Raw genomic sequence first — 13,102 nt, 5'->3', positions numbered from 1 at the left:
ATAGCGGCCCCCATGTCGTGCTCGACGGCGGGCAGTCGGGCCGCGGGCGGGCGAGATCGTCGGGCTAGGCGGTCCGGCCGCGCCGTGCGCGCCAGCGTGCGACCTCGTGCTCGACGTCGCGCGTCGGCGTGACCACGGGCGGCCCGCCCAGGAGCTGGCGGCGGGCGTCGACGACGCGCGCGTTGAAGTCCGCCAGGATCTCGCGGACGGTCGTCTCGTCGAGCTCGCGGTCGAGCCGGTCGTCGAGCTCTCGGTCCTCCTGCTTGAGCAGCATCGCCGGAGGGCCCAGACCCGTGAGCTGCTCGCGCTCGATGACCGACTTGAGCCACCAGTCGGGGTCGTGCGTCCCGGTGAGGCCGGGGATCGGCTTGCCCGCGAGCGGGAGGTCGTCGAACTCCCCTCGTCGGATGGCCTGATCGATCACCGTGTCGACGTACAACGCGCGGTCCTCGGGTCGTACACGCCGCGGGCCGCGGGGCGCAGCGTCATCGTCGGGCACCGGGGACTCGGCGGCGGGCGCCTCGTCCCCGGCGGGACCGGGCACGTCCGCGTGTCCCGGGTCGTCGCGCTCCGACGCCTCGCGCGCGGTCTCGCGGTCGACCCGGTACTGCGCGGCGCGCCGGACCGGGTCGTCGTCGGGGGCGCTGCGGGACCGTCGTCGGAACACGAGAACCTCCTCTGTCGGCGTTCCTCCACCCTAAGCACGCGCGGCGGCGCGGGACGAGCGGGTGGTCAGCCGTCCAGGAGCGGGTGGTAGCGACGGCGCAGCCCGCGGTCGACGGCGGCGACCACGCCCGCCACGGACAGCACGGTGTTCACGGGAGCGGGCAGGTCGGGTACGAACGGTGGCGTCCAGCCCGTGACCCCGGAGACGAGGTCGAGGAGCTGCGGCACCTGCGTCACGAGCGCGACCACGAGCACGACCCACGCGGCGATGCCGACGGCGCGGCTCGCCGTCGGGCGCTCGCGGTCCATGCGGTCGCGCCACGCCTCGGCCGTCCCGGGCATCGGCGGGACGTCCCGGACGTCTCCCACGGCGTCGACGACGCGCACGTACCGCATCCCGTAGAGGCTCATCCGGGCCTCGATCCGCACACCCGGGAGGTCGAAGCGCGCCCGGGACCGCTGCTCGTCGACGAGGCGGCGGTCGCGGTAGAGCCGGATCCGCTCGTCCCAGTCGAGAAAGTCCACGTCCACGACGTACTCGTGCCCGCCGTGCCACAGCACGAACGCGCTGCGCCACAAGACGCCCCACCCCCGGACCGGCCGGAACGCCTCGTCGCGGCCGTCGGGCCCACGACCGCCCCCAGAGCGATCGCCCCGCGCCCGGTCGTCGGAGCCGTCGTCCCACACGTCCTCGGTCATGCCGTCCATCCGACCCCGCCGCCCGACGACCGCGCGTCGCCCGGACGACCGACCCCGCGCGCTGAGGCAGGGTGCCATCCCTCGAAGGAATGACCCGGTCCGCGTCGAACCCGGGGCTGTGGGCGTCTCGGCCGTCGAGCCCGGCCGCAACCCCGGGTTCGGCGCCGTGGGGCGCCCCCAGCACCAGGCTGGGCGGCGGTCGGCGGCGGGGGAACCGGCATGATGGCCTCATGTCTGGGTCGATGAAGGTCTCGCGCCGCTCGCACGTGCCGCCGTTCGCGGTCATGGAGGTGCTCGCGGAGGCGAACCGCCTGCGCGACGCGGGGGCGTCCGTCCTCAACCTGTGCGCGGGCGAGCCGTCGACGGGGGCGTCGGACGTCGTGCGCCGCCGGGCGATCGAGCTGCTGGAGCACGGCGACCTCGGCTACACGGAGTCGCTCGGCGTCCCGGCCCTGCGACGGGCGATCGCGGAGCACTACGACCGCTGGTACGGCGTCGAGGTCGACCCGGCGCGCGTCGCGGTGACGACCGGGTCCTCCGGCGGGTTCCTCCTCGCCTTCCTCGCGGCGTTCGACGTCGGCGACCGCGTCGCGCTGGCCCGCCCCGGCTACCCCGCGTACAAGAACATCCTGCGCGCGCTGGGCTGCGAGGTCGTCGAGCTCGACTGCGGGCCGGAGACGCGCTACCAGCCCACGGTGTCGCAGCTCATGGAGGCGTACTACGACGGCGGCCTCGACGGCCTGGTCGTCGCGAGCCCGGCGAACCCGACGGGGACGATGATCCTGCCCGCCGAGCTCGACGCCGTCGCGACGTGGTGCGCCGACCACGACGTCCGCCTCGTGAGCGACGAGATCTACCACGGCATCACGTACGACGACGCGGCGGGCGCCACTCCCGCAGCGCTGCCGACCGCGGCGCGTTACGTCGGCGAGGGCGCCGTCGTCGTCAACTCGTTCTCCAAGTACTGGGCGATGACGGGCTGGCGACTGGGGTGGCTCGTGCTGCCGGACGAGCTCGTCGGGCCGGTCGACGCGCTCGCGGGCAACGTCGCGCTGTCCCCGCCCGCGCTCGCGCAGCACGCGGGCGTCGCGGCGTTCTCGCCCGAGGGGTACGCGGCCGCCGCGGAGAACGTCGCGCGCTACGCGGCGTCGCGCGAGCTCGTGCTGTCGCGGCTCGACGACCTCGGGTGGTCGCGCGTCGCCCCGGCCGACGGCGCGTTCTACGTCTACGCGGACGTCTCCGGGGACGGGCTCGACTCCGTGACGTGGTGCGAGCGGCTGCTCGCCGAGGCGGGCGTCGCGCTCACCCCGGGCACCGACTTCGACGGCGTCCGGGGCGGTGACTGGGTGCGGCTCTCCTTCGCAGCGGCCCCGGCCACGGTCGCCGAGGCCGTGGAGCGGATCGTCGCCTGGCGGCGCACCCTCTGACGCGTCTGGTCGCGACCGTCGCGGGCTCGCGCGAGGATCGTGCGGTGCCGACCGACCCCGCCGCTCCCGGACTGCCCCCGCGACCCGACGGCGCGCTGCGCCTCGCGACCTTCAACGCCCTGCACGGCGCCGCGCTCGACGGCACGGTCGACGTCGAACGGTTCGCGCGCGCGGTCGCGTACCTCGACGCTGACGTGCTCGCGCTGCAGGAGGTCGAGCGCGACTCGCCGCGCTCGCAGCGCGCCGACCTCGTCGCCGTCGCGGCGGACGCGCTCCGCGCCGACCACCGGCACTTCTCCCCGACCCTGCGGGGCGTCTCCGGCGCGTGGGTCCGCGCGGCACGACCGGGCGCGGGGGTGCGGCGCGTGCCCGGCGTCGCGTCCTACGGGATCGGGCTGGTCAGCCGGTTCCCGGTCGCGCGGTGGTCGCGGCTCGAGCTCGACCGGATGCCGTGGCGCTCGCGGATCCGCCGCCGCACGCCCGGCACGACCACCGGTGCCGCGCGCCTCGTCCCCTTCCGCGTCGTCCCGGACGAGCCCCGCGCGGCGCTCGCCGCCGCCGTCGTGACGCCGTGGGGGCCGCTGACCGTGGTGACGGCACACACCACGTCCCGACCCGAGTTCACGGCCGACCAGCTCCGGTCCTTCGCGGGGGCCTGCGCGCCGCTCCCCCGCCCGCTCGTGCTGCTGGGCGACCTCAACCTGCGGGCGCCCGAGCCCGCGGAGATCACCGGGTTCACGTCGCTCGCCGACGTGCTGACCCACCCCGTCGACCGGCCCGCCCGGCAGATCGACCACGTGCTCGCCGACTCCGTCCCCGGGCAGGCGACGGTCCGGGCCCTCGGCCCCGCGACCGCCGTCGACACGGGCCTGTCCGACCACCGCGCGGTCGTGGTCGACGTGGTCGTCGAACCGCAGGCGCGCGCCACCGCCTGAGCGCTACGCTCCGAGCGACGGCGTCGACGCGAGGGAGCGGTCCGATGGTTCCGGAGATCAACTACTGGGCGGTGCTGGCCGCGACGGTGTCGAGCATGGTCGTGGGCTCCGTCTGGTACACGCCGAAGGTGTTCGGCACCTACTGGATGCGCGTCGCGAAGGTCGACCTGTCCGGCGAGGGCCGGGACGCCGTCGTGCCGATCGTCGTCACGGTCGTGGTCAGCTTCGTCACGGCGTGGGTGCTCGCGGGCGCGACGTACCTCGCGTGGTCCTTCTACGGCGGCGGCTACCTCGGCAACGCCCTGCTGACCGCCCTCGTGCTGTGGGCGGGGTTCACCGCCGCGCGGTTCGTCACGCACGACGCGTTCGAGGGCCGGCCGGCGGGGCTCACGGTCCTCAACGCCGCGCACGAGCTGGTCACCGTGCTCGTGATGGGCCTGCTGATCGGGCTGATCACGCCCGCCGGGGTGTAGTCAGGCGGCGAGCCCGACCTCGCGCGGCGAGGGGTCGCCGTCGGGCAGGACCGGGTCGGCGACGACGGTCGTGGCGGCCCCCGGGACGACCGCAGCCGGGGTCGCCTCGTCGACGACGGTCGCGCGGCGGCGCGCCCGCGCGCGGACGATCACGACGATCGCCTGCACGCCGATGAGGATCCACACGATGTTGGCGGCCACCGACGGCCACACCCCGTTCGCGGCGGCGACCATGCCCATGAGGCCGGCGGCGGTGAGGTTGGTGAGCTGGAACGGGGCGGACGACGCGGCCCAGCGGCCGCGGCTGACCATCGCGTAGGCGACGACGCCGGCGGCGGCGCCGATCCAGCCGAGGAACATGACGAACGCGTCGAGGGTGACGGGCACAGCGGTACTCCGGTGACGAAGAGGGGTGGAGGGGGGTACCGCGACGCTGCGGTGGCTGTGCGCTCCGGGCCGGTGGCTGGTGGCGCGGGTGGTGCGGAAGCTCGGGCGCCGACCCGTAAGGAGGAGGAGGTAACCGACCGGCGCCACGACAAGTGTGAGGCCTCCGGGGCTTCAGCACAATCGAAGGATTCTGCACCGGCCGTTTAGCATCTCTACATGGCGACCGACCCACGCAGACTTGGCTTCCTCCTTGCCGTGCACCGTGGCGGGGGCATTCTCGCGGCAGCAGATCTCCTGCACGTCACCCCGTCCGCGGTCTCCCAGCAGATCCAGCGGCTCGAGGCGGAGGAGGGCGTCGCCGTGCTCGACCGCGGCCCGCGCGGGGTGACCCTCACACCGGCCGGGCGCGTGCTCGCCGAGACCGCCGAGCGCATCGAGACCGAGCTCGTCGAGGCGCGCAAGGCGCTCGCGGCGCTGGGCGACGAGGTCAGCGGCCGCGTCGCCGTGGGGTCGTTCCAGACGGCGATCCGCGCCGTCGTCGCGCCCGTCGCCGGGCGACTGGCGGAGACGGCGCCGGGCATCGAGCTCGACGTGCAGGAGCGCGAGCCCACCGAGGCGCTGCGCCTCCTGCGCGCGGGCGAGCTCGACGTCGTGCTCCTGGAGCGCGACTACGAGGCCGACTCCCCCGCGCCGCGCGGGACGCGCGAGATCGTGCTGCTCGACGAGCCGTGGCGGCTCGTGGTCCCGGCGAGCATGCCCACCCCGACCCGCCTCGACGACGTGCGCGACGTCGTCTGGCTCGGACCCGAGCCCGGCACCGCCGCGGCGCGCGCCCTGCGCCGTCTGTCCCGCGGTCTCGGCGGGACCGTGCGCACGCGGCACAACTACTACGACTTCGACGTCGCGCTGTCTCTCGTCGCTGCCGGGCTCGGCGTCGCGATGCTCCCGGCGCTCGCGGTCGAGGGCGGCGCGTCGGACGAGGTGCCCGACGGCGTCACGGTCGTCGGCCTGCCCGGCCTCGGGTCACGTCGCCTCGTCGCGCGCCACCGCGCCACCCGCCACGAGCCGCGGCCCGTCGTCTCCGCGGTGCTCGACGAGATGGTCGCCGCCGCGGCAGAGATCGCCTTCGCCTGACGCCGAGGGAGAGCCGTGGTCACGACCAGGCCTCTACCTCGCGCGACCGGGCCTCTACCTCGCGTGACCTGGCCTCTGCCTCGGCGGGAGGTCGAAGCGGGTCGCGCCGTAGGGCTCCGCGGTGCCGAACGCGAAGACCCGCTCGGGGACCAGGCGGTAGACGGCCCAGGGCGGCGGCCCGGCCGACGGCGCGCTGAACTCCGCGGTGAGGGCGTCGCCGTCGACGGTCGCGGGCCACCCGTCGGCGCGGAAGCCTGCCGCCGCACGTTCCAGGGTGTCGGGGTCCGTGACGCGCTCGGCCCGCCCCTCGACGGTGAGGTCGAACGGCTCCGTCGCGACCGTGAGCGTGCACCGGGGGTCGCGGTGCAGGTTGCGGTTCTTGCGCGTGCCCTCGCCGGAGCACAGGAAGATCTCCTCGTCGAGCACGAGCGCGCCGAACGGCACCACGTGCGGCTTCCCGTCAGGGTCCGTCGTGGCGAGCCACGTCGTGTGCCGGTTCGGGCCGCCCGCGCCGGGCTCCTGCGGGAGCCGACCGAACAGCGTGTCGTGCACGCGCGCCCACTCGATCGGCGGCGTGCCGTAGCCGTCGAGGTTCTTCACCGTCGGGTCGGCGGTCGTCATCGTCCTGCTCCTCTCGTCCCGGTGCGTCCTCACCTGTCACGACGCGCCGGGGCGCCCGGACTCATCGGTCGGGACGTAGCCTGCCGGGGTGGACGTAGCGGTGGTGGGGGCGACGGGAGACGTCGGCCGGCAGGTGTGCACGCAGATCGTCGAGCGGCGGGTGCTCCCGCCGACGGCGCGCCTCCAGCTCGTGGGCCGTGCCGGCGGGGCGTCGGGCCGGGCGGTGCACGGGCTGCGCGCCGACCTCGTCGACGCGTACGACGAGCACGCGCCGCTCCTCGACGTCGCGCACTCCCCCGAGGACGTCACGGCGGACGTGATCGTCGTCGCCGCGGGCCTGACGCCCCCGGCCCGGACCGGAGCCGATCCCGACCGCCGGGTCCTCGCCGCCACGAACGGCGCCGTGCTCGCGGAGTACGCCGACGCCATCGCGCGCCACGGGTCGGGGCACGAGGTGGTCGTCGTGGTGACCAACCCCGTGGAGCTCGGTGTCGCCGTCATGGCGGAGCGTCTGGGGCGGCACCGCGTGCTCGGGATGGGCGCGTGGCTCGACACGTTGCGGTTCCGGCGCGAGCTCGCGGTCGAGCTGGGCGTGCGGCGGCACCGCGTCGGCGGGTTCGTCGGGGGCCAGCACGGCGAGGACGCCGTGCCGCTGTGGTCGACGGTCCGGGTGAGCGGGCTCGACGCCGACGAGCGCGCACGGGCCGTCGCGGCGCTGCGGAGAGGCCGCACGCTCGACGCGCTGCCCGCCGAGATCGCGGCCGCGAAGGACGAGCTCGCGCGCGTCGCCGCCGACGACATGGGCGCGGCGTTCGACCTCATCGACACGTGGCCGGCGGACCTGCGCCTGGTCACGCGGCCCTGGATGACGCACCAGTCGGGCGCCAAGACGCCCGCCGGGACGGCCAGCGCGACGGTGGACCTGCTCGAGGTGATCCTCGACGGGCGCGAGATCGTCGTCGCGGGGCAGGTGGCCCTCGACGGCGAGCTCGACGGACGGCTCGACGGGAAGCTCTCGGGGCCCGACGGCGCCCCGCACCGCGGCGTGCTCGGCGTCCCCGTGGTCCTCGGCCCGGGCGGGTGGACGCGCGTGCTCCTCGACGACCTGCCCGACGACGAGGCGCGCCGCCTCGCGCACGCGGCGGACGGCGTCGGGCGCATGGTCGCGGCGAGCACGGCGCGCGACGACGCAGCGGGCGAGGAACCGCGCGGGAGCGCGGGCGACCAGGCCCCGACGGGCGACCGGGCGCCGTCGGGCCGGGCCGGGGCGGAGGCCGCGTGGGTCGCGACCGTGCACGGCCTCGACCAGCCCGGCACGCTCACGGCGCTCACGGGGGTGTTCTCGACGCGCGGGGTCAGCTTCGACTCGCTCGCGACGGAGCCGGTGGACGACGACGGCCGGGCCGGCCGGATCGTCGTGACCTTCCGCGCGACGCCGCGCCGCACGCGGGCCCTCGAGCGCGCGGTCCGGCGTCTCGCGACGGTCCGTTCCGTCGCGGTCGAGCCCGCGCCGGGCACCGAGTTCTCACAGGGCGGCGCCGCGCGCTGAGCGACCCCGGTAACGAGGTCGCTCCCCGGCGGGAACGCGGTCGAAACCGCGGGTTCCTAGCGTGGGACGCGCCGTCGGGCGCTCCCCTGCCGCGACGTCGCCTCAGAGACCGGAGCCCGCCCATGTCCTACGTCAAGCCTGCCGAGCTCGTCCCGACGATCATCGACGCCGGCGCCAACAAGGTCCTGCTGTCCACGCGCGACACGCTCGTGCGCTCGACGATGGGCGGCGCGATCCTCGCGATCGCCGCCGCGTTCGCGGTGACGGTGACGGTCACGACGGGCCACGCGATCCTCGGCGCCGTCCTCTTCCCGGTCGGGTTCATCCTGCTGTACCTGCTCGGGTACGACCTGCTCACCGGCATGTTCGTCCTGGGCCCGCTGGCCTGGCTCGACAAGCGACCCGGCGTCACGGTGCGCGGCGTCCTGCGCAACTGGGGCCTCGTGTTCGTGGGGAACTTCCTCGGCGCGTTCGCCGTCGCGGTGATGATGGCGATCGTCGTCACCTACGGGTTCGACACCCCGCCCAACGAGGTCGGTCAGGCGATCGGGCACATCGGCGAGGGCCGCACGGTCGGGTACGCGGAGCACGGGGCGTCGGGCATGCTCACGCTGTTCGTGCGCGGCATGCTGTGCAACTGGATGGTGTCCATGGGCGTCGTCGGCGCGATGATCGCGAAGGACGTGCCCGGCAAGGCCATCGCGATGTGGATGCCCGTGATGCTCTTCTTCTTCATGGCGTTCGAGCACTCGATCGTCAACATGTTCCTGTTCCCGTCCGGGCTGCTGCTCGGGGGCGAGTTCACGATCATGGACTACCTCGTCTGGAACGAGATCCCCACCGTGCTCGGCAACCTCGTCGGCGGCCTGCTCCTCACCGGCCTCCCGCTCTACCTCACCTACGGCCGCCCGGCGGCGCGCCGTGGGGTCCAGGAGCCGCAGCCCGGCCCGACGGCGGAGCGCGAGCTGGTCTCCGAGCCCGCCTGACGCGATCCCGCCCGACCTGAGCGAGCGTCAGAGGCTGCGGTCGGCCTCGCGCCGCACGGCGCGGGTCCCGACGACGAGCCCGCCGACCGTGAGGGTGAGCGTCAGTCCCGCCGCGACGAGGACGACGACGAGGCCCGCGTCGTCGTCGACGAGGAACAGCACCGGGGCGGCGGCGACGAGCACCCAGCCCGCGGCCTCGCTCAGCGGCCGGGCCGCACGGTGGGCGGTCCGCCACGCCTCGTCGCTCGCGAGCGTCGTCGCGGTGCGGATCCCGGCGACCTGGTTGCGGCCGACGCGTCCGTCGGCCGTCGCCCGGGCGCACCAGACGAGCAGGAGACCCGCCCCCGCGAGCACGAGCAGGAGCACGACGTCGGCCCAGGTGTCGGCGTTCACGGCACCCACCCTGTCACGACCGCCGAGGTGCCGGCGCGCGCCTACCGGTAGGCGCGGGCCTGGAGCGCGTACATCTCGGCGTACGACCCGCCCGCGGCGGCGAGCTCCTCGTGGGTGCCGAGCTCGGCGACGGCGCCGCCGTCGAGCACGACGATGAGGTCGGCGTCGCGCACGGTCGAGAAGCGGTGCGAGACGAACAGCGTGACGCCGCCGGAGGTCGTGCCGGTCCGCCGTGCCGTCTCGGTGAACCGCTCGAACAGCGCGTGCTCGGCGATCGCGTCGAGTGCGGACGCGGGCTCGTCGAGCGCGAGCAGGAGGGGGTCGGCGCGCAGGAGCGTGCGGGCCAGCCCGAGCGTCTGCCACTGCCCGCCCGAGAGCTGGGCGCCGTCGGCGTAGCCCGTGCCGAGGATCTGGTCGAGGCCGTCCGGCGATCGCTCGACGACCGGGCGGGCGCGGGCCTCGTCGAGCGCGGCCCACAGGACCTCGTCGTCGTGGAGCGCGTCCACGCGCCCGATCCCGACGTCCTCGCGCAGCGAGAGCTCGAGGCGCGCGAAGTCCTGGAACAGCGTCGCGACGCGCGACTGCCACGCGGCGGGCGCCACGTCCGCGAGGTCGACGCCGTCCGCGAGGATGCGGCCCGACGTCGGCCGGTACAGCCCGCACAGCAGCTTGACCAGGGTGGACTTCCCGGCGCCGTTCTCTCCCACGAGCGCGACGGTGGCTCCGGCGGGCAGGTCGAGCGTGACGCCGTCGAGGACGGGTCGGTCCGCTCCGGGGTAGGTGAACGTGAGGTCCTGGACGCGCACGCCCTGCTCGAGGCGAGCGGGGAGCTGCCCGACGGCGGGCGCGACCTCGGCCGGCGCGCCCCCCGGGATGGTGGCGCGCCCGGGGAGCGTCGCCGTCGCGCGCAGCTCAAGGAGCTTCTCGACCGTCCGCCCGGCGTCCTGGAGGTTGCCGAACAGCGAGAGCGCGCCCGCGACCTGGGTGCTGACCTGGATGGCGAGCGTGACGACGAGCACGACTTGGCCGATGGCCGCCGTGCCGGACGCGGCGCTGCGGAGCACGAGGAGGACCGCGGCCCCGTAGGCGAGCGCGAACCACACCTGGCCCGCCGCGCGCAGCAGCGCGGAGCGGCGGTGCGCGCTCCACAGGACCGCCGTCGTGCGGTCCCACGCCGCGCGCTGCCGGTCCCCGACGAGGTGACGTGCGCCGAAGAGCCGGATCTCCTTGGCCGACGAGCCCGTCGTCCCCGCGGTGACGAGGTGCCGGGAGAGGCGCACGTCGTCGGCGGTGACGTCGCGCGCCGCGTCGAGCACCCGCTGCGCGCGGTCGGCGAGCCAGACGGGCGGCAGGGCCGCGAGGGGCAGCAGGAGCAGCCACGGCTCGACGAGACCGAGGATGACCGTGGTGACCAGGACCTGGAGCACCATGCCGCCGAGCTGGAGCGTGCCCTCGAGGGCCAGCCGGACCCGTTGCAGGCCCTCCGTCACCGCGGTGAGGAGGCGGACGCGGTCCGGGTCGTCGAGCTCGGCGAGGTCCGCCGAGCCGTGCGTGAGCTGGGCGACCTCGTCCAGCAGGTGGAGCTGCTGGAGGTCCGCGACCTCGAAGTACGACAGGTGGGCGAAGTGGCCCAGCATGAGCTCGGCGATGACGAGGGCCGCGACCGCGCACGCGAGCCCGACGGCGCGCGCGACGTCCTGGTCGACCAGCGCGTCGGTGAAGAGCCCCAGCCCGACGCCGACCAGGGGGCCCGCGAGGAACCCGATCGTCAGGAGCACGACCGCGACGAGCAGGCGACGCCGGTCCGTCCGCCAGGCGAGGGCGAGCATGAACCGGGCGGCGAGCGCGACGCGCTTCATCGGGTACCTCCGGAGGTCAGGGCCGTCTCGGGGCTGGCCGCGTCGGGGTCCGGGTCGAGGTGCGGGTCGGGGTCCGGGTCGTCGGGCGAGTCGCTGCGGAACCGGCGGGCCTGGAGGACGAAGAGCTCGGCGTAGCGGCCGTCCGCGGCGAGCAGCTCGTCGTGGGTGCCCTGCTCGACGACTCGCCCTTCCGCGACGACGACGATCTGGTCCGCCGGGCGGACCGTCGAGAACCGGTGCGAGATGACGACGGACGTCACCGCGTGCTCGCGCGCCACCGTCGCGACGGCGCCGCGGGCGAGGAAGCGCTCGAAGAACTCGGCCTCGGCGCGGACGTCGAGCTGCGCCGTGGGCTCGTCGAGGACGAGGACGTCCGCTCCGCCCGAGACGGCGAGCAGGGCGCGCGCGAGGGCGATGCGCTGCCACTGGCCGCCCGACAGGTCACGGCCACCCGCGTACCCGCCCGAGAGCACCGTGTCGAGGCCGTCGGCGAGGCCGTCCACGACGCCGTCCGCCCCCGCGGCAGAGATCGCCTCGCGCAGCCGGGCGGCGTCGTCGCGCAGCTCGGACGCGCCGAGGCCGACGTTGTCGGTGACGGAGAGCTCGAGGCGGAGGTAGTCCTGGAAGATCAGGGCGAGGCGGCGCCGCCACGCCTCGAGCGGGAGGTCGCGCACGTCCACGCCGTCGACCGTGATGCGCCCCCGCGTCGGCTCGTACAGGCGCGCGAGGAGCTTGGTGGTCGTCGTCTTGCCGGCGCCGTTGAGCCCGACGATCGCCGTCGACGTGCCCGGGACGAGCTCGAGGTCGAGGCCCTTCAGGACCCACGGGCCGTCGTCGGCATACCGGAACCACACGTCCTCGAAGCGGATCACGCCGTGCGGGACGGGGGCGTCGCCGCCCTCCCGGGTTGCCTCGGGCGTGGCGGACCGCAGTCGCTGCTCGAACCGCTCGAGCGCCTCGAACGAGAGCAGGCCGAACTGCGTGCGCACGTCGCACTCGGGGAAGTACACCCCGAACCGCAGGGGGATGAGCACCGCCTGGATCGCGACGCCGAGCGCGAAGAGGTCGAGCGTGTCGTCGAGCGCGACCAGGACCAGGACGATCGTGCCGCCGACCAGGCCGATCGCCGAGAAGCCCACGAACGGCCAGAGCTGGAGCCGACGGTTCACCGTCCACTGCGGCTCGAGGTAGGCCATCGTCTCCCGGCGCAGGCGCTCGCGCAGCCACCCGAGCACGCCGAGGAGGCGCACCTCCTTGGTGATCCCCGGCGTCGTCGCGAGCTCTCGCAGGTAGTACATCCGGCGCCGCTGGGGGTGGAGGGTCTTCCAGATCGGGGTGAGCTTGCTGAACGTGCCCCGCACCCCGGCGCGCATGACGAGCGCCGTCGCGAGGATCACGGCACCCGCGAGGGGCGAGACGACGACACCGACGAGCACGGCCGCGCCGACGAGCTGCACGTACCGGCCGACCAGCGGGACGAGCGCCCCGGCCGCGTCGCCGGGGCTCATGTTCTGCCGGGCGAACGCCGCGCGGGCGTCGGCGACGACGTCCAGCACCTCGGCGTCGTCGAGGAGCGCGAGCGGGGCGTCGGACAGCGCTGCGCCGAGGAGACGGTCGATGCAGCGCTGGTCGACCCGACGCCCGATCGTCTCGACGATCCCGGTCTGGAACGGCGCGAGGAGCTGCTGCACGACGAGCGCCCCGACCGCGACGCCGAGCACCGCGAGCAGGTCGCTCCACCCGGCGCTCGCCGCGCCGTCGGTCATGCTCGGGAGGAGGAAGAGCACGCGCCCCAGGGCGACGACGGACACGAGCGGCAGGAGGGCGAGGAGGACGCTCAGCGCGAGGCCCACCGCCACGAGGGGGACGCCCGCGTGCGCCAGCAGCCCCCACATGGTCGTCCAGCGTCGGACCCGCTCCCCCAGCGGCGGCATCGAGGCCGCACCTTCGGTCGTCATGACTCCCCCACCCAC

The 13,102-nt window shown here is 75.1% G+C and carries 13 protein-coding genes; 6 read left to right on the top strand and 7 right to left on the bottom strand.

The window, feature by feature from the left end; genetic code table 11:
* Window positions 1-64: 64 nt before the first annotated feature.
* Together FB00_RS00185 and FB00_RS00180 are read right to left on the bottom strand one after the other, a co-directional pair.
* Window positions 65-667 (bottom strand): DUF1992 domain-containing protein, encoded by a 603-nt coding sequence (locus FB00_RS00185; protein ID WP_047230864.1) that lies wholly within the window; start codon window positions 665-667, stop codon window positions 65-67.
* Window positions 668-732: 65 nt separating this feature from the next.
* Window positions 733-1,365 (bottom strand): hypothetical protein, encoded by a 633-nt coding sequence (locus tag FB00_RS00180; RefSeq protein ID WP_156186238.1) that lies wholly within the window; start codon window positions 1,363-1,365, stop codon window positions 733-735.
* A 242-nt stretch (window positions 1,366-1,607) separates the two neighbouring features.
* On the opposite strand from FB00_RS00180, the gene FB00_RS00175 reads away from it, so the two are divergent.
* Genes FB00_RS00175 through FB00_RS00165 form a run of 3 tightly spaced genes read left to right on the top strand, consistent with a single transcriptional unit; the run spans window position 1,608 to window position 4,200 of the window.
* The gene (locus FB00_RS00175; RefSeq protein WP_047230863.1) at window positions 1,608-2,792 is read left to right on the top strand and encodes an aminotransferase class I/II-fold pyridoxal phosphate-dependent enzyme; all 1,185 of its coding nucleotides are present in this window, start codon (window positions 1,608-1,610) and stop codon (window positions 2,790-2,792) included.
* A 44-nt stretch (window positions 2,793-2,836) separates the two neighbouring features.
* Complete coding sequence (locus FB00_RS00170; RefSeq protein ID WP_231581642.1) at window positions 2,837-3,727, top strand: endonuclease/exonuclease/phosphatase family protein; 891 nt, start codon at window positions 2,837-2,839, stop codon at window positions 3,725-3,727.
* A gap of 44 nt (window positions 3,728-3,771) precedes the next feature.
* Window positions 3,772-4,200, top strand: a complete 429-nt coding sequence (locus FB00_RS00165) for a DUF1761 domain-containing protein (RefSeq protein ID WP_047230862.1) — start codon at window positions 3,772-3,774, stop codon at window positions 4,198-4,200.
* Here the strand turns inward: FB00_RS00165 and FB00_RS22215 are convergent, their stop codons facing one another.
* Window positions 4,201-4,587, bottom strand: coding sequence for a CBU_0592 family membrane protein (locus FB00_RS22215; protein ID WP_052877318.1), 387 nt, complete (start codon window positions 4,585-4,587; stop codon window positions 4,201-4,203). It lies immediately after the preceding gene.
* 216 nt (window positions 4,588-4,803) lie between these two features.
* Here FB00_RS22215 and FB00_RS00155 point away from each other — a divergent pair, with 216 nt between their 5' ends.
* Window positions 4,804-5,721 carry a LysR family transcriptional regulator gene (locus FB00_RS00155; RefSeq protein WP_047230861.1) on the top strand — a complete coding sequence of 306 codons (918 nt, stop codon included), beginning with the start codon at window positions 4,804-4,806 and terminating at the stop codon, window positions 5,719-5,721.
* Between the two features lie 54 nt (window positions 5,722-5,775).
* On the opposite strand, the gene FB00_RS00150 is transcribed toward FB00_RS00155, so the two are convergent.
* The gene (locus FB00_RS00150) at window positions 5,776-6,342 is read right to left on the bottom strand and encodes a pyridoxamine 5'-phosphate oxidase family protein (RefSeq protein WP_047230860.1); all 567 of its coding nucleotides are present in this window, start codon (window positions 6,340-6,342) and stop codon (window positions 5,776-5,778) included.
* 88 nt (window positions 6,343-6,430) lie between these two features.
* Between FB00_RS00150 and FB00_RS00145 the strand changes: the two genes are divergently transcribed.
* Together FB00_RS00145 and FB00_RS00140 are read left to right on the top strand one after the other, a co-directional pair.
* Window positions 6,431-7,891 (top strand): lactate/malate family dehydrogenase, encoded by a 1,461-nt coding sequence (locus FB00_RS00145; protein WP_047230859.1) that lies wholly within the window; start codon window positions 6,431-6,433, stop codon window positions 7,889-7,891.
* 122 nt (window positions 7,892-8,013) lie between these two features.
* Window positions 8,014-8,877, top strand: a complete 864-nt coding sequence (locus tag FB00_RS00140) for a formate/nitrite transporter family protein (RefSeq protein WP_047230858.1) — start codon at window positions 8,014-8,016, stop codon at window positions 8,875-8,877.
* 27 nt (window positions 8,878-8,904) lie between these two features.
* Here the strand turns inward: FB00_RS00140 and FB00_RS00135 are convergent, their stop codons facing one another.
* From FB00_RS00135 to FB00_RS00125, 3 genes are read right to left on the bottom strand one after another with little or no spacing between them, the layout of a single operon-like run.
* The gene (locus FB00_RS00135) at window positions 8,905-9,270 is read right to left on the bottom strand and encodes an SdpI family protein (RefSeq protein ID WP_197088702.1); all 366 of its coding nucleotides are present in this window, start codon (window positions 9,268-9,270) and stop codon (window positions 8,905-8,907) included.
* A 41-nt stretch (window positions 9,271-9,311) separates the two neighbouring features.
* Window positions 9,312-11,129: an ABC transporter ATP-binding protein gene (locus FB00_RS00130; RefSeq protein ID WP_047230857.1), complete on the bottom strand. Its 1,818-nt coding sequence runs from the start codon at window positions 11,127-11,129 to the stop codon at window positions 9,312-9,314.
* On the bottom strand, window positions 11,126-13,087 hold the full coding sequence (locus tag FB00_RS00125) for an ABC transporter ATP-binding protein (protein ID WP_197088701.1): 1,962 nt from the start codon (window positions 13,085-13,087) through the stop codon (window positions 11,126-11,128). The genes FB00_RS00130 and FB00_RS00125 overlap by 4 nt, the downstream gene beginning before the upstream one ends.
* Window positions 13,088-13,102 lie beyond the last annotated feature (15 nt).

This window comes from Cellulosimicrobium funkei, assembly GCF_001019615.1.
In the GTDB taxonomy this organism is placed as follows: Bacteria; Actinomycetota; Actinomycetes; order Actinomycetales; family Cellulomonadaceae; genus Cellulosimicrobium; species Cellulosimicrobium cellulans_E.
The sequence above is the reverse complement of the archived record's forward strand: the minus strand, read 5'-3'. Positions and strand labels throughout refer to the sequence as shown.